At 72.8% G+C, this 23,671-nt stretch carries 21 protein-coding genes and 1 pseudogene; 6 read left to right on the forward strand and 16 right to left on the reverse strand.

The window, feature by feature from the left end:
• Window positions 1-15: 15 nt before the first annotated feature.
• Window positions 16-792 carry an IclR family transcriptional regulator gene (locus tag ABD340_RS16035; protein ID WP_344589760.1) on the forward strand — a complete coding sequence of 259 codons (777 nt, stop codon included), beginning with the start codon at window positions 16-18 and terminating at the stop codon, window positions 790-792.
• Window positions 793-832: 40 nt separating this feature from the next.
• On the opposite strand, the gene ABD340_RS16040 is transcribed toward ABD340_RS16035, so the two are convergent.
• The 5 genes and pseudogenes from ABD340_RS16040 to ABD340_RS16060 form a co-directional block, all read right to left on the reverse strand.
• Window positions 833-1,312: a MarR family winged helix-turn-helix transcriptional regulator gene (locus ABD340_RS16040; protein WP_344589761.1), complete on the reverse strand. Its 480-nt coding sequence runs from the start codon at window positions 1,310-1,312 to the stop codon at window positions 833-835.
• Between the two features lie 169 nt (window positions 1,313-1,481).
• Window positions 1,482-2,393, reverse strand: a complete 912-nt coding sequence (locus tag ABD340_RS16045; RefSeq protein ID WP_344589762.1) for an ABC transporter substrate-binding protein — start codon at window positions 2,391-2,393, stop codon at window positions 1,482-1,484.
• Between the two features lie 77 nt (window positions 2,394-2,470).
• Window positions 2,471-3,169 carry an ABC transporter permease gene (locus tag ABD340_RS16050; protein WP_344589763.1) on the reverse strand — a complete coding sequence of 233 codons (699 nt, stop codon included), beginning with the start codon at window positions 3,167-3,169 and terminating at the stop codon, window positions 2,471-2,473.
• Complete coding sequence (locus tag ABD340_RS16055) at window positions 3,166-3,906, reverse strand: ABC transporter permease (RefSeq protein ID WP_344589764.1); 741 nt, start codon at window positions 3,904-3,906, stop codon at window positions 3,166-3,168. Before ABD340_RS16055 ends, ABD340_RS16050 begins: the two co-directional genes overlap by 4 nt.
• 20 nt (window positions 3,907-3,926) lie before the next feature.
• A pseudogene (locus ABD340_RS16060) lies at window positions 3,927-4,715 on the reverse strand (ABC transporter ATP-binding protein); the annotation flags it as partial.
• A gap of 193 nt (window positions 4,716-4,908) precedes the next feature.
• Between ABD340_RS16060 and ABD340_RS16065 the strand changes: the two are divergent.
• Window positions 4,909-6,372 (forward strand): aromatic amino acid ammonia-lyase, encoded by a 1,464-nt coding sequence (locus ABD340_RS16065; protein ID WP_344589765.1) that lies wholly within the window; start codon window positions 4,909-4,911, stop codon window positions 6,370-6,372.
• 153 nt (window positions 6,373-6,525) lie between these two features.
• Here ABD340_RS16065 and ABD340_RS16070 read toward each other — a convergent pair whose 3' ends face one another.
• Window positions 6,526-7,527, reverse strand: a complete 1,002-nt coding sequence (locus ABD340_RS16070; protein WP_344589766.1) for a LacI family DNA-binding transcriptional regulator — start codon at window positions 7,525-7,527, stop codon at window positions 6,526-6,528.
• Between the two features lie 134 nt (window positions 7,528-7,661).
• On the opposite strand from ABD340_RS16070, the gene ABD340_RS16075 reads away from it, so the two are divergent.
• A complete protein-coding gene (locus tag ABD340_RS16075) occupies window positions 7,662-8,216 on the forward strand; it encodes a cysteine dioxygenase (protein ID WP_344589767.1) in 555 nt (184 codons plus the stop codon).
• A gap of 429 nt (window positions 8,217-8,645) precedes the next feature.
• On the opposite strand, the gene ABD340_RS16080 is transcribed toward ABD340_RS16075, so the two are convergent.
• Window positions 8,646-9,824, reverse strand: a complete 1,179-nt coding sequence (locus ABD340_RS16080) for an acyltransferase family protein (RefSeq protein ID WP_344589768.1) — start codon at window positions 9,822-9,824, stop codon at window positions 8,646-8,648.
• A 173-nt stretch (window positions 9,825-9,997) separates the two neighbouring features.
• On the opposite strand from ABD340_RS16080, the gene ABD340_RS16085 reads away from it, so the two are divergent.
• On the forward strand, window positions 9,998-10,750 hold the full coding sequence (locus ABD340_RS16085; protein WP_344589769.1) for an SGNH/GDSL hydrolase family protein: 753 nt from the start codon (window positions 9,998-10,000) through the stop codon (window positions 10,748-10,750).
• 171 nt (window positions 10,751-10,921) lie between these two features.
• Here the strand turns inward: ABD340_RS16085 and egtD are convergent, their stop codons facing one another.
• From egtD to egtA, 4 genes are read right to left on the reverse strand one after another with little or no spacing between them, the layout of a single operon-like run.
• On the reverse strand, window positions 10,922-11,872 hold the full coding sequence (gene egtD / locus ABD340_RS16090) for an L-histidine N(alpha)-methyltransferase (RefSeq protein WP_344589770.1): 951 nt from the start codon (window positions 11,870-11,872) through the stop codon (window positions 10,922-10,924).
• Window positions 11,873-11,895: 23 nt separating this feature from the next.
• Complete coding sequence (gene egtC / locus ABD340_RS16095; protein WP_344589771.1) at window positions 11,896-12,702, reverse strand: ergothioneine biosynthesis protein EgtC; 807 nt, start codon at window positions 12,700-12,702, stop codon at window positions 11,896-11,898.
• Complete coding sequence (gene egtB / locus ABD340_RS16100; protein ID WP_344589772.1) at window positions 12,702-14,057, reverse strand: ergothioneine biosynthesis protein EgtB; 1,356 nt, start codon at window positions 14,055-14,057, stop codon at window positions 12,702-12,704. Before egtB ends, egtC begins: the two co-directional genes overlap by 1 nt.
• Window positions 14,048-15,295, reverse strand: coding sequence for an ergothioneine biosynthesis glutamate--cysteine ligase EgtA (egtA, locus tag ABD340_RS16105; RefSeq protein ID WP_344589773.1), 1,248 nt, complete (start codon window positions 15,293-15,295; stop codon window positions 14,048-14,050). The genes egtB and egtA overlap by 10 nt, the downstream gene beginning before the upstream one ends.
• Window positions 15,296-15,551: 256 nt before the next feature.
• Between egtA and ABD340_RS16110 the strand changes: the two genes are divergently transcribed.
• Window positions 15,552-16,931: a hypothetical protein gene (locus tag ABD340_RS16110; protein ID WP_344589774.1), complete on the forward strand. Its 1,380-nt coding sequence runs from the start codon at window positions 15,552-15,554 to the stop codon at window positions 16,929-16,931.
• 13 nt (window positions 16,932-16,944) lie between these two features.
• Here ABD340_RS16110 and ABD340_RS16115 read toward each other — a convergent pair whose 3' ends face one another.
• Together ABD340_RS16115 and ABD340_RS16120 are read right to left on the reverse strand one after the other, a co-directional pair.
• Window positions 16,945-17,238 (reverse strand): hypothetical protein, encoded by a 294-nt coding sequence (locus ABD340_RS16115; RefSeq protein ID WP_344589775.1) that lies wholly within the window; start codon window positions 17,236-17,238, stop codon window positions 16,945-16,947.
• Window positions 17,239-17,531: 293 nt separating this feature from the next.
• On the reverse strand, window positions 17,532-19,160 hold the full coding sequence (locus ABD340_RS16120; protein ID WP_344589776.1) for an MFS transporter: 1,629 nt from the start codon (window positions 19,158-19,160) through the stop codon (window positions 17,532-17,534).
• 168 nt (window positions 19,161-19,328) lie between these two features.
• Here ABD340_RS16120 and ABD340_RS16125 point away from each other — a divergent pair, with 168 nt between their 5' ends.
• Window positions 19,329-20,006: a TetR family transcriptional regulator gene (locus tag ABD340_RS16125; RefSeq protein ID WP_344589777.1), complete on the forward strand. Its 678-nt coding sequence runs from the start codon at window positions 19,329-19,331 to the stop codon at window positions 20,004-20,006.
• Between the two features lie 16 nt (window positions 20,007-20,022).
• Here ABD340_RS16125 and ABD340_RS16130 read toward each other — a convergent pair whose 3' ends face one another.
• Genes ABD340_RS16130 through ABD340_RS16140 form a run of 3 tightly spaced genes read right to left on the reverse strand, consistent with a single transcriptional unit; the run spans window position 20,023 to window position 23,671 of the window.
• The gene (locus ABD340_RS16130) at window positions 20,023-21,186 is read right to left on the reverse strand and encodes a lipid-transfer protein (RefSeq protein ID WP_344589778.1); all 1,164 of its coding nucleotides are present in this window, start codon (window positions 21,184-21,186) and stop codon (window positions 20,023-20,025) included.
• Entirely contained in the window at window positions 21,183-22,502 is a 1,320-nt protein-coding gene (locus ABD340_RS16135) for an OB-fold domain-containing protein (protein ID WP_344589779.1), read from the reverse strand. Before ABD340_RS16135 ends, ABD340_RS16130 begins: the two co-directional genes overlap by 4 nt.
• Complete coding sequence (locus ABD340_RS16140) at window positions 22,499-23,671, reverse strand: acyl-CoA dehydrogenase family protein (protein ID WP_344589780.1); 1,173 nt, start codon at window positions 23,669-23,671, stop codon at window positions 22,499-22,501. Before ABD340_RS16140 ends, ABD340_RS16135 begins: the two co-directional genes overlap by 4 nt.

Genomic DNA, 23,671 nt, shown 5'->3' on the forward strand with positions numbered 1-23,671 from the left:
CGAGACAATGCCCGGATGGGACAGGTTCCGGCAGCTCGGCGGGCGCTGGCGGTGCTGCGGCTGCTGGCCGGGGCGGCCGGCCCGCTGCCCGCCTCCGCGATCGCACGCGAGCTGGGGCTCCCGCGCTCCAGCACCTACCACCTCCTGACCGCGATGGCCGAGGACGGTTTCGTCGCCTACGTGCCCGAGGACCGGCGCTGGGGTCTGGGCGTCGCGGCGTTCGAGATCGGCTCGGCCTACCTGCGGCACGGCCCTCTGGAACGGCTCGCCCGCCCGCTGCTGCGCCGCCTGGTCGACCGGGTCGGCGAGATCGCCCAGCTCGGCGTCCTGCACGGTTCCGAGACCCTCTACCTGCTGAAAGAGCAACCCCCAAGACACGCCACCCTTGTCACCGACGTGGGCGTGCGGATGCCCGCACAGCTCACCGCCAGCGGCCGCTCGATGCTCGCGCACCTGCCGCCCGCGCAGGTCAGGGCGCTGTTCCCCGGGCCATTCGTGGACCGCACGGGCCATGGCCCCACGTCCCTCCGCGAGCTGCGCCGCGGCCTGGCCGAGGACGCCCGGCGCGGCTGGTCGACGGAGGACGGCTACATCACCGAGGGCCTGGCCAGCATCGCGGCCTGCTCGTTCGACCACACCGGGCATCCCACGGCCGCGATCACGGTGACGTTCCGGCGGGAGAGCCGTCCCGAGGAGGGCTGGCCGCGGCTCGCCGCCCAGATCCGCGCCACCGCCGCCGACCTCACCACCCGCCTCGGCGGCCACCCACCCCAGGCAAGTACCGAACGCTGAGCCCGACGGGACGTCGCTTGGCTGCGGCGCGATCGGGTGATCACGGCGGGTGCGGGTCGGTGGGCTCGGCCAGGCGGCGTAGCAGATCGACGAGGTGCCGGCGTTCTGGCTCGGTGAACCGGCCGAAGATGTGCCCGCCCACCTGTTCGGCGGCCCGCCGTGCCCTCGTCAGGGTCTGCTCGCCGCGGCGCGTCAGCGCGATCGAGTACGCGCGCCGGTCCTGCGGCACCCGCTCGCGGGAGACCAGCCCCCTGTCCTCAAGCTCGTCGATGAGCCGGACCATCGTGGACTTGTCGATGCCGATATGGCCGATCAGGTCCCGCTGGCTGACCGGGCCGTACATCGGCAGCGCGAGCATCACGGCGAATCCGCGGACGTTGATTCCCAGCGGGCGCAGCGCCTGGTCCAGCCGCTCCCGGCTCTGGTTGTGGGCCTCGGCCAGCAGCATGCCGAGCCCCACGTGATCGGCGGCCAGGCCGCCGTCCCCGGACAGAAGGCGTTCGAGCATGTCGTCGAGCATGCGTCCCAGCAAAGCAGAGTGGCGCGCGTTCCATCTCCGCGTGGTGAGCGGCACGTACGACCTGTGACCCAGAGCGGGTCCGCTTGGTTCTGGCGGGAGGGCCGTCCCGCCCTGGTCGGGGTGGTGCGGGCGGGCGGCCGCCGCCGGGCTCGGTGGCCGCCCGCCACCGTCAGCCGAGGCCGTTCTTGCTGAGCCAGTTCTTGGCCACGGTCTCCGGGTCGGTCTTCTTCTCGGAGATCTCGGTGTTCATCTCCAGCAGCCCGGCCGTGGTCAGCTTGGCCGAGACGGCGTTGAGCGTGTTGCGGACCGTGTCGTTCACCTTGGACTTGTAGACCAGCGGCAGCACGTTCTGGGCACCGAACACGTTCTTGGGGTCCTGCAGCGCCACGAAGCCGTTCTTCTTGATGGCGGCGTCGGTGGAGAACAGGTCCGCGGCCTGGATCTGGTCCTTCTGCAGGTTGGACACGGTGATCGGGCCCGCGGTGTCCAGCGACTTGAACTGCTTGAACTTCAGCCCGTACACCTTCTCCAGCCCGACGATGCCCTGCTGCCGCTCCTTGAACTCCGGCGGCCCGCCCACGACCAGCTGGCCGGCGACCGGCTTGAGGTCCTCGATCGTGGTGAGCTTGTGCTTGGTCGCGGTGGCGGAGGTGACCACCAGCGAGTCCTTGTTCTCGGCCGGCGAGGGCTCCAGCACCTCCAGCTCGGGCGGCAGCTTCTGCCGGAGCGCCGTGTCCACCGCCTGGGTGGTGCTGGCCGGGTTCTCCTTGTCGACGTGGGCCAGGAGCGCCCCGTTGTACTCGGGGAACACCTGGATGGCGCCGCTCTTGACCTGGTCGAAGTAGACCTCGCGCGAGCCGATCTGGAACTTGCGCTCGACCTTGACCTTCTTGGCCTCCAGCGCCTGCGCGTAGATCTCGCCGATCAGGCCGCTCTCGGGGAAGTCCGCGCCGCCGATGGTGATCTTGGAGCCGCCCCCGTCACCGCCGCTCAGCGGATCGCTGTCGCCCCCGCCGCCGCAGCCTGCCAGCGCCAGCACGGCGGCGGCCAGCGCGGCGGCACCACGAATCTTCCGGGACATCTGGTGTTCCTTCCTCCGGGGACCGGACGCTCCTGCGCGCCCGGGGTCGGGATGCTGAAACGGCGCGGGCTCCGGCGTCAGGACACCGCCGCACGCTGCCGCACCCCCGCTGACACGGCGTACCGGTACAGGCCGGCGAAGGCGACCTGGGTGAGGACGGCCAGCACGATCACCAGGATCGCGCCGCCCGCCATGCTGTCGTAGTTCTGCCGCGAGTAGCCGTCGACGATGTAGCGGCCCAGGCCGCCCAGCCCGACGTACGCGGCGATGGTCGCGGTCGAGATGATCTGGATCAGCGCCGTGCGCAGGCCCAGCAGGACCAGCGGCAGCGCCACCGGCAGCTCGACCCGCAGCATCACCTGGCGGCCGGTCATGCCCATGCCCTCGGCCGCGTCCCGCAGCCCCGCCTCCACCTGCTGGACGCCCGCGTAGGTGTTGACCAGCACCGGCGGGATCGCGAGGGCGACCAGCGGGATGAGGATCGGCACCAGGTCGCCGGCGGTCGTGACGATCACCGCCAGGATGAGCAGGCCCAGGGTGGGCAGCGCGCGCGCCGCGTTCGCCGAGGACAGCACCAGGAACCCCGCGACGGCGGCGGGCCGCCCCCGGCGCAGGTGCCCGAGGACCAGGCCGAGCGGCAGCGCGATCACCGTCGTGACCGCGAACGCCAGCAGCGAGTACCACAGGTGCTCCAGCAGCCGGGTGGGGATGCCGTCGGCCCCGGACCACTGCGCCGACTGGCCGAACCAGCCCAGCGCCTCCCAGATCGCGTTCACCGGATCCCCTTCGGCTCGGCGGCGCCGGCGCTGTCACGCCTGGGCCTGCGGACGCGTCCGGCGCGTTCCCAGGGCGTGAGCAGCCGCTGGACGAGCAGCAGGAGCAGGTCGGCGACCAGCGCCAGCAGGATGATCAGCATGATCGCCACGACGATCGGGGTGGTGAACCCGCCGCCGGGCCACTTCATCCCCTTCACCATGAGCTGGCCCAGCCCGCCGATCCCGATCAGCGCGCCCACGCTCACCAGGCTGATGTTGGCGACCGTGGCCACCCGCAGCCCGGCCATCACCACCGGCACCGCGATCGGCAGCTCCACCCGCACCAGCCGGCGCAGCGGCCCGAAGCCCATCGCGACCGCCGACTGCCGCACGTGGTCGGGCACCGCGCGCAGGCCGTCCACCACGCTGGGCACCAGCACCGACAGCGTGTAGAGCGCCAGCGGGACGATCACGGTCGGGTAGGTCAGCCCGGTGAACGCCACGAAGATCACGAACAGCCCGATCGCCGGGACCGCGTACAGCACGCTGGTCGCGGCCAGCACCGGCGGGTAGGCGCGCCGCCAGCGCGCGCAGGCCAGCCCGACCGGAAGCGCGATCAGCAGCCCGAGCAGCACCGGGGTGAACGACAGGATCAGATGCTCCTGGAACGCCTCGGCGATGTCGCCGTCCAGGTTGCGGCCGATCCAGTCCCACCGGATCAGCGGCTCGCCGTCCTGGGCGAGGGTCAGCGGGATCACCGGTCCGCCACCGCGGCGGGGTCGGCGGCCTCGTCCCGCGCCTGCTCGGCGTCCAGTTCCTGGAAGAAGCGCAGCCGCTTGATGCCGCGCTCGCCGCCCAGGAAGTCGCGGACGAAGTCGTCGGCGGGATCGGCCAGCAGCTCCTCGGGGGTGGCGTACTGCGCGAGCCGCCCGCCGACCTGGAACACCGCGATGCGGTGGCCGAGCTTGACGGCCTCGTCGATGTCGTGGGTGACGAACACGATCGTCTTCTCGAGCTCGTCCTGCAGCCGCAGGAACTCCTCCTGGAGCCCGGCGCGGACGATCGGGTCGACGGCGCTGAACGGCTCGTCCATCAGCATGATCGGCGGATCGGCGGCCAGCGCGCGGGCGACCCCGACGCGCTGCTGCTGCCCGCCCGACAGCTGCGCCGGGTAGCGGCCGGCGAGCTTGGGGTCGAGGCCGACCCGCTCCATCAGCTCGTGCGAGCGGGCGCGGGCCTTCTTCTTGTCCCAGCCCAGCAGGTACGGCACGGTGGCGATGTTGTCGACGATGGTGCGGTGCGGGAACAGCCCGGCCTGCTGGATGACGTAGCCGATGCCGCGGCGCAGCGTGGGCGGGTCGATGTCGCGCACGTTCTTCCCGTCGATCGCGACGGTGCCCTCGGTCGCCTCCACCATGCGGTTGACCATGCGCAGCGAGGTGGTCTTGCCGCAGCCCGAGGGGCCGACCAGGACGGTGATCCGGCCCGCGGGGACCTCCAGGTCGAGATGGTCGACGGCGACGGTGCCGTCGGGGTAGCGCTTGGTCACGCCCGCAAAGGTGATCAAACGTTTCACGTCCTCGTTGGGCGTTGGTGCAACGCCGTTCGTCCGCTCGCTGTCATGGTGATGTTCGGATCCGGTTTTCACCCAACCGTAGTGCTTCGACACTGTCTGTCCCACGCACCGCCGGTAGCGGTCGGAGCCGGAAGTGGCATCTACAGCTTAATGACCTGAATACCCAAGAAAGTACCTTAAAGCCGTGGAGAACAGCCGAATCGTTATCGATGGCACGGAGCTGACCTGTGCCGACGTCGCCCGCGCCGCCCGCGCGGACGTGACGGTCGTCATGTCGCCCGAGGGCGTGCGGCGGGCCGGCGCGGCCTGGCGGACGGCCCGCGAGGTGGCCGCCGAGCGGCCGGTCTACGGCCGCACCACCGGGGTCGGCGCCAACCGCGAGGTCGACGTGGAGTGGGAGGACACCGACGCGCACGGGCTGCGGCTGCTGCGCAGCCACGCGGCGGGCGCCGGGCCGCTGGTCGCGCCGGAGATCGTCCGGGCCATGCTGACCGTCCGCCTCAACCAGATCGCCGCCGGCGGCTCCGGCGTCGACCCCGGCGTGCTGGCCGCCCTCGCCGACGCGCTCAACCTGGGGCTGCTCCCGCCCGTCCCGGTGTACGGAGCGATCGGCACCGGCGACCTGACCGCGCTGGCCTCCACCGCGCTGTGCCTGCTCGGCGAGCGCGACTGGCTCCCCGCCCCGGACGGCGCCCCGCAGCGCGGGCCGGGCTTCACCCTGCGCTCGGCCGACGCGCTGGCCTTCATCAGCTCCAACGCCGCCACGCTCGGGGAGGCCGCGCTGGCGGTCACCGACCTGCGCACCCTGCTGGCCGCCTCGACCGTCGTGGCGGCGCTGTCGCTGCACGCCGTGCACGGCTCGGAGGAGGCCTACGCGCCCGCCGTGCACGAGGCGTGCCCGCACCCGGGCCAGCAGGAGGTCGCCACCGCGATGCGGACGCTGCTGGCCTTCGAACTGCCCGCCCCGATGCGCATCCAGGACCCCTACGGCTACCGGGCGTTCCCGCAGGTGCACGGCCCCGCGCTGGAAGCGGGCGGCTACGCCGAGGACGTCGTCACCCGGGAGATCAACGCGGCGGCGGAGAACCCGCTGGTGGACGTGGCGGGCCACGCCGTCTGGCACAACGGCAACTTCCACACCGCCTACGCGGGGCTGGCGCTGGACTCCGCCCGCGCCGCGCTCTTCCAGACCATGGCGCTGTCGGCGGCCCGGCTCGGCACGCTGTCCGAGCCGTCGTTCACCGGGCTCTACCCGTTCCAGGGCGAGACCGAGGCGTCGTCCGGAATCATGATCCTGGAGTATGTGGCGCACTCCGCGCTTGCCGACGTCCGCCGGCTGGCCACCCCGGCGGCGCTGGGCAGCGCGGTGCTGTCGCGCGGCGTGGAGGAGCACGCCGGGTTCTCCACCCAGTCCGCGCGGGCCACCACCGAGGCCCTCGGGGCGTACCGGATCGCGCTGGGCTGCGAGGTGGTCGCGGCGGTCCGCGCGCTGCGGACGCAGGGCCGCCCCCCGGCGGGCGGCCCGCTGCGCGCGGCCTACGACCTGGCCGCCGAGGCCCTCGACCCGCGGGTGGACGACCGTCCGCTGGACACCGACATCGCCATCGCCGCCGACCTCCTCCCCGCCCTGGCCCGCCTCCTGCCCTGAATTTATTGCAATCCCGGCCCAGGATGCTCGCCTGGCGGCTCGCACCCTGACCGTGCTTGGTGCGAGCGCGACATCGCTTCGCGATCTGGCCGGTGAGGCTCGCCTCCGGCGTCGCCTCCCCGGCCAGGTAGCGCGCTCGCGCGGCACCTGAGGCTAGGCGCCTGTGGTGGACTCGCGAACGCGGAGGGACGGCTCCCGGACTACGCGGCGCTTGCGCGGCTTGCCGTCGATGACGTCGACGACCAGCCGCACCGCCGAGTGCACGATGCCGTCGATGTCCCAGTCGACGGTGGTGAGCGGCGGGGTCAGCAGGGCCGACATCGGGTGGTTGTCGTAGCCGCAGACCGCCACGTCGCCGGGCACCGCCAGGCCCAGCACGCGGGTCGCCGCGTAGACGCCGTAGGCGATGGAGTCGGAGAAGCAGAAGACGGCGCTGGGCCGGTCGGGGCCGCGCAGGGCCCGTACGGCGGCCTCGGTGGTCTCGGCCAGCGACTGGGGCGCCACGACGACGCGGACCTCCAGGCCTAGCCGTTCCGCCTCGGCGTTGACGTGCACGTCGGCGGGACGGTCGGGGGTGCTGTCCAGGGTGGGCGTGAGCACCATGACGCGCCGGTGGCCCAGGTCGCGCAGGTGCTCCAGGGCGAGCGTGACGCCGCGCCGGTTGTCGAACACCACCTCGCCCTGGGACCGGCCGCCGTGCAGCGCGTCGCCGATGGAGACCACCGGCAGCGACTCCGACAGCTCGGGCCACAGCGGCGCGGACGGGTCGAGGGACTGCACGATCAGCCCGTCCACCCGCTGGTCGCGCAGCTGGCGGGCCAGCGCCAGCTCCCGGTCCGGGTCGTTGAAGGCGTCGACGATCAGCGCGTAGCGGTCGCGGGCGAGCAGCGAGCGGCTGATGCCGACGGCCAGCGACTGCTGCCAGTAGTCCTCCAGCGAGCCGCACAGCAGGCCGACCATGCCGGTGCGCCCGCTGGCCAGCGCGCGGGCGATCGGATGGGCCTCGTAGCCCAGCTCGTCGGCGGCCGCGCGGACCCGCTCCTGGGTCTCCTCGGAGGTCTGGATGCCGCGCAGCGCGTACGACACGGCCGCAGGCGACAGCCCCGTCGCCTGCGCCACCTCCCTGATGGTCGCGCGCTTGCGCCGTTCTGGCACGCCTCCAACCCTAAATGGTCCGGACGCCGGAACGCTGTCACCCGACCCGCGCGGCGGTTGACGCGCGGCCTTCTGAACCGGTTCACTGAAACGGTTAACTGATGCGGTTCAGTAGCGGTTGGAAAGGAGCGAAAGTGCCAGCTGAGGCCATCCGATGCACCTCCGGCCACGCCGCCCCCGTGGCGGCGGCGGACTGCCTGGGGAAGCTGCCTGGGCGAGTCCTCGACAAGCACGAGCTGCGCGACCTGGTCGACGCCTTGGCCGAACGGCCCGACCTGTGGCGGCAGCACGTCCGCTTCTCCGACGATGAGCGGCACTATGCCTCGCTGCACCGGGACGAACACGTCGACGTGTGGGTGCTGTGCTGGACCCCGCGGAACGACACCGGCTGGCACGACCACGACACGTCCTCTGGAGCCGTACGGGTCGTGTCCGGGGCCCTAGAGGAGTGCAACCCGCGCATAGGCGGGGCCCACGTCCAGACGGTGGTGCCGGAGAACACCTCGTTCTGCTTCGGCCCCGACCACATCCACAGGCTCGTGGGCGCGGCGGACACGAGCGTGTCCATCCACGCCTATTCACCGCCCCTGTGGCGGCTCGGCCAGTACACGATCACGGAGGGCGGCCTCATGCGCCGCGTCTCGGTCAGCTACGCCGACGAGCTCCGCCCCCGGGACACCCCCACCTGACATTAGGGAGGGCGCGCCGTCCGATCCCCGCTCTGACCGGACTGGCCCGCCCTCTACTCAACACAGCGCGCTCCGCATCCAGAACGTCACACCTCGCGCGAACTTTCTTCGGACGATCACATCCGGAGCACGCGGTCCCGCAACTCCCGGAAGGCCAGCAGCGGGTCGGGCCGGTGGTAATACCAGAGTGACGCCGGTACAAACCCACCAGCGGTCCTGGAGCAGCAGCGCCTCGTGGAGGTCGGCGGCCACGGGGTCGTGCGCGCAGGCGTCGACCATCAGGCGCTCGCCGCCGTCCGGACGGCGGGGTTCCGGCCGCCGCCGGTGGAAGAGCCCCTTCACCGCGGACTCCGTCCCGCACGCTCAACCATGACCATGGCTCGTCGAACTAGGGCACGCCCCAGGCCATGCGGAACTCGGAGATGGACGTCAGGGGCGGACGAGTTCCGGTGGGGAGCCGTCCGCGGCCGCATCGCCGGGGACGCCCGGAGGCCGGGGCGGGGGGACGGCGGCCTTGTCCCGGCCCTTGCCGTCCTCGTCCCCGGACGCGCGCCCGGAGCCGCGATCGCCGGCGCGGATCGGCGCGAGCGACTCGCGCAGCTTGGCCCGCATCCACTTCTGGCCCGGCTTCTCGACCAGGCGGTACACCGCGTACGCCACCGCCAGCGAGACCGCGGTCGCCAGCGCCAGGGCGGCCCAGCGGTTCAGCCCCGGGTAGGCGTGCTCGAGCAGCGGCAGCGCGACCTGCGAGTGCGTCAGGTACAGCGGGTAGGTCAGCGCCCCGAGCACGGTCAGCCCGCGCCAGCGCAGCCGCCGCAGCCGCCCGGTCGCCACCAGGATCATCACCACGAAGATCAGCGTGACCACGACCGCGACGACGTTCTCGTCCGCCGTCGTGAAGACGTGCCCGGTGCGCCACGCGCTCCAGTGCATCGCCAGCAGCCACGACACGCCCACGAACCCCCACAGCAGCAGGGTCGGGCCGAACCGGTACATCAGGAAGAGCGCCATACCGGCGACGAAGTACGGGCTCCAGGTCGGCATCAGCATCACCTGGAGCAGCTTGTTGTCGGCCTCGTCGGCGAACACCCCGGCCAGCGTCCAGCCGGCCATGAAGACCAGGCAGCTGCGATAGCTGATCTTGATCGCGGCCAGCACGGCGATCAGCACGTAGAAGTGCAGCTCCACCCAGAGCGTCCAGAACACCGGGTCGACGTTCTTCAACCCCAGCCCGGCCTGCAGCATGGTCAGGTTGGGCATCACCAGCCCCGGCACCCCGTTGCCCAGCCGGAACCCGAGGTAGACCACCAGCCCGAGCAGGACGCCCGCCCAGTACGCCGGCATCAGCCGCACCACCCGGGAGACCCCGAACTCGCCCGGGCTGCGGCCCCACGCGCTCATCAGGATGACGAAGCCGCTGATCATGAAGAACAGGTCGACGCCCAGGTACCCGTACCGGGTGACCGCGCCCACACCCGGGAACAGCTCCAGCGACGGCTCCGGCCAGGGCCCCGCGCCCTTGAACCCGGTGAAGTGGAAGAGCACCACCCCCATGGCCGCGAGGAAGCGCAGCAGGTCCAATTCACGGAGGCGGTCGTGTCGTATCACCCGCGAGACCTTTGCGCCGCCGGGTGGCGACATCGGTACCTCGGCGTGAGCCCCCGGTGAACGGAAGGTGAGGGCTGACCGGCGGGACGGGAGTTCGCGGACGGTGCGCACGCGGCCACGGATTCTCCTAAAATCATGGCGACCCTCATCACGGAAACCCGGGTGGACACTCCATGACAACTCGCCGCGCCCGCCGCGGCGCGGCGATCCTTGCGCTGTGCCTGGCCTCTTTTCCGGCGACCGGGTGCGGCGCGTTCGCCGGCGAGCCGACCCGGCGGTCCAGCCCGGTGGCGGCCGGCGCCAAGCCCGTCGCGGCGGCCACGCCGGTGGTGATGTTCCTCGGCGACAGCTACACCGTCGGCGAGCGCGGCAGCCTCCCGGAGTACACCTACGCCGCCGCGACCGCCCGGCTGCTCGGCTGGCAGCCCGTCCTGGCGGGGCGCGGCGGCACCGGGTTCCTCGCCGGCGGCCAGGTGCAGCAGTCGTTCGGGACACTGTACGAGAGCCAGCTCGGCTGGCGCCCGGCGCCCGACCTGCTGATCGTGTCGGGCGGGCACAACGACTGGTCGTACCCGCCGCCGCAGGTCGCGGCGGCGGCGCGCGAGCTGCTGGAACGCGCCCGGCAGCGCTGGCCGAACACCCGGATCGCCCTGCTCGGGCCGATCTGGGGCAGCCAGGCGCCGCCGCGGGGGGCGCTCGCGGTGCGGGACGCGCTGCGCGGGGTGGCCGACCAACTCGGCATGCCGTTCATCGACCCGATCGCCGAGCAGTGGATCACCGGGAACCGGGCGCACGGCACGGGCAACGCGTCCCGCTTCATCCAGCGCGACGGGACGCACCCCAACCAGGAGGGCCACCGCTACCTGGCGACCCGCCTGGTCGAGAGCCTCAAGCGCCTAGGCCTCCAGCACCCCACGTCCTCCTGAGCTGTCCCCACGCGGACAAAGTGACCTCAGGTGGCGCGCGAGCGCGCTACCTGGCCGGGGAGGCGACGCCGGAGGCGAGCCTCGCCGGTCAGATCGCGAAGCGATGTCGCGCTCGCACCAAGCACGGTCAGGGTGCGAGCCGCCAGGCGAGCATCCTGGGCCGGGGTTGAATCAGACACAGCGGGCCAGGCTGAGGGAGAAGTCGCCCGCGGCGTCGGTCCAGAAGTCGGACAGCTCCAGCCCTGCGGCGGCCAGTTCGGCCTCCAGCCGGGCCCGGCGGAACTTGGCGGAGATCTCGGTGCGCAGCTCCTCCCCGGCCGCGAACTCCACTTCCAGGTCCAGGCCGCCGATCCGGACGGCCCGGCCGGCGGTGGCGCGCAGCCGCATCTCGATCCACTCCTCGGCGCCGTTCCACACCGCCACGTGCTCGAAGGCGCCGGGCACGAAGTCGGCGTCCAGCTCCCGGTTGATCACGTGCAGCACGTTGCGGTTGAACTCGGCGGTGATCCCGGCCGCGTCGTCGTAGGCCGCGACCAGCCGGGCCTCGTCCTTGACCAGGTCGGCGCCCAGCAGCAGCGCGTCCTCGGGGCCCATCGTGGCGCGCAGCCCGGCCAGGAACCCGGCGCGGGCGGCGGGCGGCATGTTGCCCATCGTCCCGCCGAGGAAGGCCACCAGCCGCCGCTCCCCGTTGGGCAGCAGGTGCAGGTGCTGCTCGTAGTCGGCGACGACGGGCCGCACCGCCACGCCGGGGTGGTCGGCGGCGATCTGCAGGGCGGCGTCCTCCAGGAAGTCGCCGCTGACGTCCACCGGCACGTACGAGCGGAGCGTGCCGTGCAGGGCGTCCAGCAGCAGCCGGGTCTTCTCGCCGGAGCCGGCGCCCAGCTCCAGCAGCGTCCGCGCGCCCGTGGCCGCGGCGATCTCGGGTGCGCGGGCGATGAGGATCTCGCGTTCGCGCCGGGTCGGGTAGTACTCCTCCAGTTTGGTGATCTCCTCGAAGAGCCCGCTGCCCCGCTCGTCGTAGAACCACTTGGGCGGCAGGGTCTTGGGGACGGCCTCCAGGCCCTCCCGGACGTCCTGGCGAAGCGTCTTGGCGAGGTCGTCGGCGGTCAGGAACCGGTCCACGGCGTCTCCTTTTGCGAGTCGGGTCACAGCGGGGTGATGCGGACGCCGGACTCCAGGTCGGCGGTCACCAGCGAGCGTTCGGGCACGGGCCGCCAGCCGGGGTCGTCGTCGAGCGGCTCGGAGGAGATCCACACCTCCGCGAGCCGGGGCCGGTCCTTCACCGGCGCCCCGGTGGCCTCGTCGACCCGCCAGGAGGTGTGCCCGCGCTCCCGGACGAACAGCGAGTCGCCCCAGGTGGTCGCGGCCAGCGCCGTGCCGTCGGCGGCGAGCAGGTTGTAGCGGCCGGGCGCCAGCGCGGTGACCTCGCCGACGACCTCGGCCAGGCCCTCGCCGAGCGGGCGGCCGTCCTGCCACAGCCGCGCGGCCAGGGCGAAGAGCGGCGCGGAGTCGACCGGGGCGCGCGCGTCCGGGACGGCGGCGAGGTCCCCGGCCAGCTCGCGCAGCTTGCCCTCGATCCCCGCGAACCCCTCGATCTTGCCGTTGTGGCTGAAGAAGCGGCCGGGGGTGCCGGCGCGGAAGGGCTGGGCGCACGACTCGTCCACCGGGAAGCCGACGGTGGCCGACCGGATCGCCGCGACCGCGCAGCCCGTCTCCACCACCTCGGCGATCTCGCGGAACGACGGGTCGGCCCAGATCGGCTGCGCCCGCCGGAACCGCACCGCGCGGCTCCGGTCGCCGTGGTACCAGCCCGCGCCGAACCCGTCGGCGTTGAGAAGGTTGCCCTGGGTCATGCGGGGTGCGTACGACTGGTGCTCCAGCGAGTACTCCCCCTCGAAGAAGAGGGACGCGAGCGTGCGCGGCGACCCCAGGTATCCCACATGCCGGCACATCAGCGGACCTCCTCGGCCGTGCGGGCGCAGCGGAAACCGGTGAAGATCTGCCGCCGGATCGGGTAGTCCCAGTTCCGGAACGTCCCCCGGACGGCCAGCGGGTGGGTCGCCCAGGAGCCTCCCCGCAGAACCTTGTAGCCGGGACCGAAGAAGACCTCCGAGTACTCCCTGTAGGGGAACGAGCGGAACCCCGGGTAGCCGTGGAAGTCCGAGGAGGTCCATTCCCAGACGTCCCCTAGGAGGCGGCGCACTCCGTAGGCCGAGGCCCCCGACTCGTACGATCCCGCCTCTGCGGGACGCAGCAGTTGCTGTCCCAGGTTGGCTCGGCCGTTCTCATAGACGTCGCCCCACGGGTAACGGCGGGAACGGCCGCCCAGCGGATCCCAGCGTGCGGCCTTCTCCCACTCCGCTTCAGTGGGAAGGCGCTTGCCCGCCCAACGCGCGTAGGCGTCCGCCTCGTACCAGCACACGTGCTGCACAGGCTCGTTGAGCGGCACGGGCTCGGTACGCCCGAAACGGCGCCGCAGCCAATGCCCGCCCCCGTCACGCGACCAGAACGCCGGTGCGCGCTTGCCGCTTTCGTTCCGCCACTGCCACCCCTTGGGATCCCAATGGTCCGGTTGGTCGTAGCCGCCCGCCTCCATGAACGCGATGTAGGCGGCGTTGGTCACCGGTTCCACGTCGATGTAGTAGGCAGGCAGGTCCACCAAGTGGCCGGGGCGCTCGTTGTCGTAGGCCCAGGGGTCGTCCGAGGTGCCCATCTCGAACAGCCCCGCCTGGACGAGCACTTCGCCGGCCCCGCCGGTGCTGTGGTCGTCCAGGAGGGCGCCGGGCGGGTCGAGCAGGGCCGGCGCCCCCTTGCGCAGCTGGTGCGTCGCGAGCATGGTCTCGTCGTGCTGATGCTCGTGCTGGACGACCATCCCGTACACGAAACCGCCTTTGGTGAGCGGGTTCGCCCGGTCGAAGCGAACCGAGCCCAGCGAGTCCAGCACCTTGGAACGGACCGCGGAAATGTAGGCGCCGGCCTCCTCGGGCTGGAGCAGCGGCAGCGCCGGCCGCTCCGCGCGGGGATGCTCGAACGCGTCGTAGAGGTCGTCGATCTCGGGCCGCATCGGCTCGACGCCGGCGGCGGCCCGCAGCAGCCACAGCTCCTCATAGTTCCCGACGTGCGCCAGGTCCCAGACCAGCGGGGACATCAGCGGCGAGACCTGCTCGGTCAGCCCCACCGCGTCCAAGGCCCCCGTGGTCAGCCCCAGGCTGCGGTCCCGGACCGCGGCCAGCTCGTCGGCGATCAGCTCCTTCAGCGCGGGCTCGTCCAGCGATCCGGGCGAGCCCGGGGCGCTCATCACGGCCATGTCAGTGTCTCCGTCTCCTCGGGCAGGTCGGGTTCCCCGGCGAAGGCCCCGGGGACGTCGTCGGCGGGGCATCGGCCTCTCTCCACGTAGCGCCGCGTGTACTCGTCCACGAGCGGGACGAGTCCGGACGCGCCCAGCCTCGGCAGCGCCCCCAGCGCGGCGGTGAAGCACAGGCGCGCGGCCTCGGCCAGGGCGGGACTGGTCAGCCCGCACCGCGCCGCCTCGTCCCACAGGGCCGCGACCGGCTCGGTGGCGGCCTCCGCGTCCGCGGACGCCCGCGGATCGTCCAGCAGGGCCGTGGCCACCGCGACCGGGACGGGCCAGTAATGGTCGGGCAGCGCGTCGATCATGCGCAGCTCCAGCCAGCCGCGCGGCCGGACCGGCGGGAACAGGGTCGACAGGTGGTAGTCGAAGTCCTCCAGGCGCGGCTCGCCCGTCGCCAGCCACTCCCGGAAGGTCATGCCGGGATCGGCCACCCATTCGCCCGAGGGCCTGCGCAGCACCATGATCCGGGCGTCCAGGGCGTACCGGGCCCACGCCGCCGAAGGGTCGCCGTCCCCGCCCGGCCCCCGGCCCCGGACGGCCTGGACGGGCAGCGTGCGGCACGGGTCCAGCGCGTTCCAGACGGCCTGCCGGGTCGAGCGCAGCCCGGTGCGGCGCCCGGCGTGCAGCGGCGAGTTGGCGAAGGCCGCGACCAGCACCGGGCCGAGCGCGTGCGCCAGCCGCCACCGCCGCGCCGCGTCGGCGGGGTCGGCGCCGATGTCCAGGCACACCTGGACCGAGGCGGTGGAGCACATCATGGCCGTCCCGGCGTCGGCGAACCCGCCCGAGTCGAAGTAGCTGCGCATGGACGCGTAGCGGGGGTGGTCGGCCTGGAAGTGCGGCGGGCGCACCGGGTCGACCCCGTGGCCGGCCAGCGCGAGGCCGCCGCCGGCCAGGACGCGGCGGACGTGGTCGAGATCGGCGGCCAGCGCCCGGTGCAGCCGGGCCGGGCCGGCGAACGGGACGGAGCTGAGCTCCAGCTGCCCGCCCGGCTCGTAGGTGATCTTCGAGCCGTTCGGGAGCGGTCCGGCGTCCTCGAGCAGGGCGCGCGACCGCGCGGCGGGGACCGGGGCCGCGGGGTCGGCGGTGTCGAGGACGAACCACTCGGTCTCCGCGCCGACCGTCCCGGGCGGGCCGTTCTTGAAGCAGACCCCGCGTATGTGCTGGTAGACCTCGTCCACCGTGAGTCGGGTCACGGAACTCCCCCTTTCTCCGACAGCGAGTTCGAGACCTTCCCTGGTGAACCGGATCAGCAATCAGACATTCATCGGAAACTTGCCGAAATCTCGGTGAACGTGGTCTGGGCCAGGCAAACCATTACCCTCCGTGATATCAGACACCTTCCTACATTTCGGACTTCTCAGACTTGCGCCTCATGCACTAGAGTCCGCTACTCACCGGTACAGCCCCACCCCCAGGCGGGCGCCGGGAAAGGATCATCAGGGAGGTCACATGCGTGCGGACCTGGGAACCCTCTACGACGCGCACGCCGATCGCCTACTGGCCCACTGCTGGTCACTGCTCGGCGACGACGGCGCGGCGGACGCGGTCCGGGACGCCTTCGTCGCGACGGTACGGCAACCGCAGCGGGACGACAGCGTGCTCCGGCTCTACGCTCTGTCACGTTCGGCCTGCGCCAGGCGCGGCGCGTTCAGCGAAACGGCCCGCCCTCTCCACGGCGCCGCCCGGCCCGCGGCCGCCGACCCGCTGCTGCGCGCGGCGGACGACCTGCGCCCCGCCCACCGCGAGGCGCTGCTGCTGTACGCGGGCGAATGGCTGGACATGCCCGACATCGCCCGCGTCCTCGGCATCGCGCCCGAAACCACCCTCGGGCTCCTGCACGCCGCCCGGATCCGGCTGGAACACGCCGTCCTGGAGCAGCTCATGAGCGGCGCCTCCGGCGACCACGCGGACGTGATCGCGGCGTTCGAGCAGGACCGGCTGCCGGACCTGCTGGCCCGCCGCGCGCCCGCCCGGCCGCCGTCCCGGCTGCGCGACCAGGTGCTGGCCGCGGGCGCGGCCGCCGCCACTCACCCGCTGGTGGTGATCGACTCCGACGCGGGCACACCGTCCGACCTGGACCGGGACCTGGACCGCGCCCGCCGCAACCGGCTCAAGGGGATCGGCGCGGCCGGGATGGCCGCGTCGGTCGCCGTCGCGGTCGGCCTGCTGGTGGCGTGGCCGTCGGCCAAGACCGACGACGTCAGCGCGAGCGGTCCGTCCGTCCCGTCCGTCCCGTCCACCGGGAACGGGGAGACTGAGGCGGTGCCGCCGTCCGGGATCGACACCGACTCCGGCGACCCGACCCCCGAGCCCGACACCGGCGGCGGCAGCGGCTCGGGTGGCGGCTCGGGCAGCGGCCCCGCCCCTGTGCCCAGCCCGGCGACCGAGAACTGGCGTCCCGCCGTACAGGGGAACAGCGGGCAGGGGAACAGCGGGACGGGCGGTGCTCCGTACCAGCCGTGGAGCGGCACACCCGAGAAGGCCGCCCCGCCGTCACGGCACTCGCCGACCCGGCCGAGCGCCCCGGCACCTAGCACCCCGGCGCCCAGTTCCCCGGCGCCCAGTTCCCCGGCGCCCGATGACCCGGCCCCCACTGACCCGGCACCGTCCGACCCCGGCAACGACACCGATCCGCCGACGCCCTCGGACTCCCCGGCGCCCTCGGACTCCCCGGCGCCCTCGGACTCCCCGGCGCCCTCGGAGCCGCCGGACGCGTCCGCACCGCCGGCGGACCCGTCACAGCCGCCCGCGGACCCGCCGGCCGGCAGCCCCGAACCGGACCCGGGCCCGGCGTCGGGCCCGGCCCCCAGCCCCACGACCAGCGGCTGACCGGCCCCCCGGATCAGTCGGCGGCCGCGGCGTGGGCGGCGCCCTCGATGCGGCCCATCACGAGCCGCGGGTGGAAGTAGCTGATGGCGACGCGCTCGCTGTCGGTCACGCAGACGATGCGGTAGCCGTTGCGCCCGTCCTCGTCAGGAGTGCGGAAGTCCTCGGGCGCCAGCGCCCCGCGGCGTTCCATCTCCTTGAACCAGCGCCCGAGTGCGTACACGTCGGGAAACGACTCATGCCCCATCCCGCGCCGTCCGAGGGTGTAGGTGACCTCGAACGTGCATCCGTCCGGGGGGTAGGTCGCCATCGAACTCAGATCATCCCTTCGCCTCGGCAGACGCCGCAGGTGTTGCCTCTGTGGACGCCAGAACCGTTGCAGCCTGGGCATGTGCGCGTGGGCGGTTTGCTGTGCTTGCCCATCATGGACCTTCCTACGCGGCCCCCGGCCTCCGCTCATGCGGCAGTCTATGGCGCCCCAGAAGTACTTTGCCGGCACTTGGGTAACTCCGGCCGGACGTTGGGTGCGGCGCGCCGCCCGTTCAAGCGGGCGGCCATGGTACGGGCGGCGCGCCGGTCATGGGGGTGCGGTCACGACGGGGGTCAGAGGGCGGCGGCGCCCTCGACCGGCGACTGGCCGCGGCGGACGAGCAGCGCGGCCAGGATCGCCACCAGCGCGACGGCGCCCGCCACGGTCAGGGCCGATTGGAAGCCGTCCATGAAGGCCAGGTGGCTGCCGGTGGTGATGGCCTCGGCCGCGGGTGCGGGTGTCCCGGGTGGGACGGGTGCCACGCCTTGGGAGACCAGGCCGCCCGTGCTCTCGAGCCGCCCGGCCGCGGGCGCGGGGACGCCGGCCTCGGTGAGCCGGGTGAAGAGGACGTCGCCGACGCGGGTGGACAGGATCGTGCCCAGGACGGAGGTGCCGAGCACCCCGCCGACCTGTGCCGCCGTCTGCTGGAGGCCGCCCGCGACGCCGGCCAGCTGGGGCGGGGCGTTGCCGACGATCGCCTCGGTGCCGGCGACCATCACGAACCCGAACGCCAGCCCGACCAGCACGAACCACGGCCACAGCTGGACGTAGGGGGCGTCCACCCCGATGCGGGAAAGGCCGAACATCGCCGTGCCGGTGAACGCCATTCCCAGCGCCAGCGGCACCCGTGGCCCGAACCGGCTGGTCAGCGCGCCGGCGAGGGGTGAGGCGACGATGAACACGGCGGTCATCGGCAGCAGCCGCACGCCCGCGTCCACCGGGCTCATCCCGTGCACCTGCTGCAGGTAGAGGGTGATGAAGAAGATCGTGCCGAACATCGTGAAGAAACCGAGCACGATCAGCCCGGTCGCCGCCGACAGCGACACCGAGCGGAACAGCCCCAGCGGCAGCAGCGGGCGTTCGGCGCGCAGCTCGTTCAGGACGAACAGGGCGCCCAGCACGACGGCGGCACCGAAGGACACCAGCGGGACGGTCGCATCGAAGCCGTCCTCGCCCGCCTTGATGAGCCCCCAGACCAGGGCGAACAGCCCGCCGCTGAGCAGCGCGACGCCGGGCAGGTCGAACGAGCCGGCGGCGTCCTCGTCCCGGGACTCGCGGATCACCCACAGGCCGACGGCCAGGGCGATCAGGCCGAGCGGGGCGTTGAGGAAGAAGACCGACTCCCAGTTGACGTGCTCGATCAGGAGCCCGGCGACGATGGGGCCGCCCGCGATGGAGACTCCGACGGTGGCGCCCCAGACTCCGATGGCGGTGTTGAGCCGTTCGGCCGGGAAGGTGTTGCGCAGGATGGCGAGGCTGGCCGGCTGCAGGAGAGCCCCCGCGAACCCCTGCACGACCCGCCAGAAGATGACCGCGCCGAGGCCGCCGGACAGCCCGATCAGCACGGAGGAGACGGCGAAGCCGACCACTCCGGCCAGGAAGGTGCGGCGCCGGCCGAACCGGTCGGCGATCTTGCCGGCCGGGATCAGCGTGACCGCGATGGTGAGCAGGTAGGCGTTGGTGACCCACTGCAGCCCGGACAGGTCGGCGCCGAGGTCTCGGGCGATGGCGGGGTTGGCGATGGACACCACGGTGGCGTCCAGGCCGACCATCATCACGCCGAGCGCGACCGCGACCAGGGTGAGCCAGGGGTGGCCATGACCGGCGCGGCCCTGCCCGCCGCGGCGCCGGCCCCGGTCGGGCGGCGCGGCGGGCAGCGGAGGGCCGGGCGTGGCTACGCCGGCCCCGGGTGGTTGCGACATGTGGCGTCCTTTCCAGGACGGGAGAAGGCGGTCGAGTACGCGGCTAAAGTGTCATGAAGTGACACTTGTCGTCAATGGACAAGAGTCAGCATGAGACATGCTTCACTTTCGGACAATACGCGCCGGTGAACGATTGGCAGCGGGTCGCCGCGTCGTTACACTTCGGCCATGACCGCGACCGCCCCCGAGGCCCACCCCGCGGGTCCCGGCCCCCACCCCGCGGGCCGGCGCGAACGCAAGAAGCAGCGCACCCGGGAGGCGCTGGTCGACGCCGCGTTCCGGCTCTTCGCCGAGAAGGGCTTCGACGGCACCACGGTGGAGGAGATCGCCGACGCGGTGGACGTGTCGTCGCGGACCTTCTTCCGCTACTTCGCGTCCAAAGAGGACGTGGCGCTCACCTTCCAGGAAGAGCAGCACGCCGCGATGCTGTCGGCGCTCACCGACCGGCCCGCCGACGAACCCGTCCTGACCGCGGTGCGCCGCGCCGTGGTGGGCATCGCCGTCGCCTGCGAGCGCGGCGACCTGGGCTTCGACCCCGACCGCTTCGAGTGCATGATGACGCTGACCGCCGACAGCGACAACCTGATGGCCGGCAGCCTGGAGCACGCGCAGAAGAAGCAGGCCATCCTGACCCGCGCGATCGCGGCCCGGATGGGCACCGACCCGGCCACCGACCTGCGTCCGCACGTGGTCGCCTCGTCGGTCATCGCGGCCTTCCACGCCGCCGCCGACGCGCTCACCACGGACGGCCTGGGGTTCGAACGCCTGTCGGACGCGGTGGACGCCGCGTTCGAACTCCTGGAGGCGGGCCTCAACTACCCCTCCGAGGGCGCCCGCCCAGAGTGACCGGGCGCGACCCGCTTCAGGCCGCGCTGAGGATCAGGCCGCTGGTGGGGACGCCGGTCCCGGCCGTGACCAGGACGTTCCGCACGTCCGGGACCTGGTTGACCGAGGTGCCGCGGACCTGCCGGACGCCCTCGGCGATGCCGTTCATGCCGTGGATGTAGGCCTCGCCGAGCTGGCCGCCGTTCGGATTGACCGGCAGGCGTCCGCCCAGCTCGATACCGCCGTCCCGGACGAACTCGCGCGCCTCCCCGCGCCCGCAGAAGCCCAGCTCCTCCAGCTGCACCAGCACGAACGGCGTGAAGTGGTCGTACAGGATCGCGGTCTGCACGTCGGCCGGGGTCAGCCCGGAGCGCCGCCACAGGTCGGCGCCGACGTTGCCGATCGCGGGCAGCGCGGCCAGGTCGCCGGTGTAGTAGGTGAACATCATCATCTGGTCCGGGCCGGTGCCCTGCGCGGCGGCGCTGATCAGCACCGGCGGGCGGGGCAGGTCGCGGGCGCGCTCGGCGGAGGTCACCACGATCGCCACCCCGCCGTCGGACTCCTGGCAGCAGTCCAGCAGGTGCAGCGGGTCCACGATCCAGCGGGACGCCTGGTGCTCCTCCAGGGTGATCGGGCGGCCGTGGAACCAGGCCCGGGGGTTGGTGGCGGCGTGCCGGCGCATCGCGACCGCGACCCGGCCGAAGTCCTCGCTGGTGGCGCCGTACTCGTGCATGTAGCGGCGGGCCTGCATGGCCACCCACGCGGCCGGGGTGGCGAACCCGTACGGCAGGTGCCAGGAGAACTCCAGCCCGGTGGAGTCGGCCCGGCCCGAGGCGGCGGCCTGCCCGAACCGGTGCCCGGACCGCTCGTTGAACGCCCGGTAGCACACCACCACGTCGGCCTGCCCGGTCGCCACGGCCATCGCGGCGTGCGCGACCGTCCCGCACGCGGCCCCGCCGCCGTAGTCGACGCGGGAGAAGAACCGCAGCGCCGGGATGCCCAGCTCGCGCTGCACGGCGATCTCGGCGTTGGCGTCGGCGGCGAAGGTGACCAGGCCGTCGACGTCGGCGGGGGCGAGGCCCGCGTCGCGGACGGCGTCCAGGCACGCCTCGGCGGCCAGCTGCAGCTCCGAGCGGCCCGACTCCTTGGAGAACTCGGTGGCGCCGATCCCGGCGATCGCGGTCCTGCCGGAGAGGGTCACGCGCCCTCCTTGATCGTGACGGTGGCCGTGACGTGGTCGCCGAGGGAGACCGTGCCGTGCACCCGTACCGTGGTCGCGTCCGCGCGCTCGGCGTGCAGCCGGAGGGTGTCCCCGGCGTAGGCGGGCGCGCCCAGCCGGACCTCGACGCGTGCCAGCTCGGCGCCCGGCACGACCTCCAGCGCGGCCCGCTGCACCAGCCCCATGGTGGTGAGGATGTTCACGAAGATGTCCTTGGTGCCCTGGGCGCGGGCCAGCGCGGTGTCGTGGTGGACGGGGGTGAAGTCGCGGGTGGCCAGCGCCGTCGCGATCACGAACGTGGGGGTCAGCGGGATCTCCAGGGCCGGCCGGCCGTCGTCGGCCTCCGGCTCCGGCTCCGGCTCGATCGCGGCGGACGCGTTCGCAGGGATCCACTGCGGGAGGGTGAGGTCGTCGTCCATGCGCTCGAAGGCCAGCTCGACCGGCATGCCGACCGTCACCTCGTCCGGGGGGCAGCCGTTGACGTTCCCGACGATCCGCACGCCCTCCTCCAGCTCGACGACGGCCACCACGAACGGCGGCGTGCGGCCCGGGATCGGCGGATGGTGGTGGACGACGTAGCTGTGCACCTCGCCGCGCCCGCTCGCGACGGCGAAGTCCCGCTTGACCGAGTGGCAGGACGGGCACATCGGGCCGGGCGGGTGGCGCAGGGCGCCGCAGTCGGCGCAGCGCTGGATCCGCAGCTCACCGGCCTTGACACCGTCCCAGAAGAAGGCCGTGTCCGGCCCTACGGCCGGCTGGAACGGGTACCGCCCGGAGTTCGCGGGCCTTGCGCGTCCCGCGCGCTCGCGCGGCCGGAACTTCAGTACCCGGAAGAGCATCTCGGCGACCCGCTCGTCCCGCTCGTCGTACCAGGTCTGGTACCAGGTGACGAAGTAGCCCTCGCCCATCGCGGTCCGCTTCGGGCCGGTGACGCCGTCGAACCGCATCGTGGAGCGGAGCCGCTCGCCGTGCCGCAGGTAGCGGTCGTAGGTCTGCTCGCAGTTGGTGGCGACCACGCCCGTGTAACCGGACTCGTCCAGCAGGCCCAGCACGGCCTCCCCGGCCGAGCCGCCCTTCGCCGCGCCCAGCCCGGCCATCGACCAGACCTGGATCATGGCCGGGGGCGCGAGGCCGCCGGAGTGCCACGCCGGGTCCGGGTCGCCGAGCGCCTGCGTCCAGTTCCGGATCATGGGCTTGTTGACGGGGTCGGGGCAGGGCGGCGAGGGGCGCTCGCCGGCGGCGGCCAGCCGCGCCGCCAGCGCGGTCAGCCGGGCGTGGACGCCGCCGTCCTCGGTCACCGCGGCGCCCTGGGCAGGCCGAGGCCGATCATGGCGATCAGCTCGCGCTGGATCTCGTTGACGCCGCCGCCGAAGGTCAGCACCACCGCGCCCTTGACGCCGTGGTCGAGCCGGTCCATGAACTCGGCGGTCGCCGGATCGCCGGGGTCGCCGTAGCGGGCCAGCACGTCGCCGACGATCCGGCCCACGTCCTGCATCCGCTCCGAGCCGTAGATCTTGGTGGCGGACGCGTCCGCGGCGCCCAGCCAGCCCAGGTCCTGGTTGGCCGCGACCTGCCAGTTCAGGAACTCGTTGACGCGCAGGTAGGCGTACACCTGGGCGACCGCGCGGCGCACCGCCGGTTCGTTGGTCAAGGGCTCGCCGTCGCGGCCCCTGGCGGTGCGCGCCCAGCGCTCGAACCGGTCGTAGGTGTGCCCGATGTTGCCCGCCGGGCCGAGCGTCACCCGCTCGTGGTTGAGCTGGTTGACGATCAGGTCCCAGCCCTTGTTCTCCTCACCCATCAGCATGTCGGCCGGGACGCGGACGTCCTGGTAGTAGGTCGAGTTGGTGTGGTGGCGGCCGTCCATGGTGACGATCGGCGTCCAGGAGTACCCCGGGTCCCCGCAGTCCACGATGAGCATCGAGATGCCCTTGTGCTTCTTGGCGCCGGGGTCGGTGCGCGCGGCCAGCCAGACGTAGTCGGCGTAGTGCGCGCCCGAGGTGAAGATCTTCTGGCCGTTGACGACGTAGTGGTCGCCGTCCCGGACCGCGGTGGTGCGCAGCGAGGCCAGGTCGGTTCCGGCGCCCGGCTCGCTGTAGCCGATCGCGAAGTGGCACTCCCCCGCCAGGATCCTGGGCAGGAAGAACTCCTTGTGGGCGTCGGTGCCGTACTGCAGGATCGTCGGCGCCACCGAGTTCAGCGTGATGATCGGGTACGGCACCTCGGCGCGGGCGATCTCGTTGGCGAAGATCTGCTGCTCCATGGGGCCGTAGCCGCGGCCGCCGAACTCCTTGGGCAGCGCGACGCCCAGCATGCCGTCGGCGCCGAGCCGCTTGCAGTGCGCCATGTACGCGGTGCCGAACGGGTCGTCGGCGATCGCCGCGCGCCGCTCGGCGTCCAGGCAGTTCAGGAAGTACTCGCGCAGCTCGGCGCGGAGCCTCTTCTGCTCGGCGGTCAGATCGATGAACAA

It is taken from the genome of Actinomadura vinacea (genome assembly GCF_039532545.1).
GTDB classification, from domain to species: Bacteria; Actinomycetota; Actinomycetes; order Streptosporangiales; family Streptosporangiaceae; genus Spirillospora; species Spirillospora vinacea.

What these genes read in the sequence shown, in the direction of transcription:
- ABD340_RS16035 (WP_344589760.1), top strand. Translation starts at nt 16, where the DNA reads ATGGGACAGGTTCCGGCAGCTCGGCGGGCGCTGGCGGTGCTGCGGCTG.
- ABD340_RS16040 (WP_344589761.1), bottom strand. Translation starts at nt 1,312, where the DNA reads ATGCTCGACGACATGCTCGAACGCCTTCTGTCCGGGGACGGCGGCCTG.
- ABD340_RS16045 (WP_344589762.1), bottom strand. Translation starts at nt 2,393, where the DNA reads ATGTCCCGGAAGATTCGTGGTGCCGCCGCGCTGGCCGCCGCCGTGCTG.
- ABD340_RS16085 (WP_344589769.1), top strand. Translation starts at nt 9,998, where the DNA reads ATGACAACTCGCCGCGCCCGCCGCGGCGCGGCGATCCTTGCGCTGTGC.
- egtC (WP_344589771.1), bottom strand. Translation starts at nt 12,702, where the DNA reads ATGTGCCGGCATGTGGGATACCTGGGGTCGCCGCGCACGCTCGCGTCC.
- egtB (WP_344589772.1), bottom strand. Translation starts at nt 14,057, where the DNA reads ATGGCCGTGATGAGCGCCCCGGGCTCGCCCGGATCGCTGGACGAGCCC.
- ABD340_RS16110 (WP_344589774.1), top strand. Translation starts at nt 15,552, where the DNA reads ATGCGTGCGGACCTGGGAACCCTCTACGACGCGCACGCCGATCGCCTA.
- ABD340_RS16115 (WP_344589775.1), bottom strand. Translation starts at nt 17,238, where the DNA reads ATGGCGACCTACCCCCCGGACGGATGCACGTTCGAGGTCACCTACACC.
- ABD340_RS16120 (WP_344589776.1), bottom strand. Translation starts at nt 19,160, where the DNA reads ATGTCGCAACCACCCGGGGCCGGCGTAGCCACGCCCGGCCCTCCGCTG.
- ABD340_RS16125 (WP_344589777.1), top strand. Translation starts at nt 19,329, where the DNA reads ATGACCGCGACCGCCCCCGAGGCCCACCCCGCGGGTCCCGGCCCCCAC.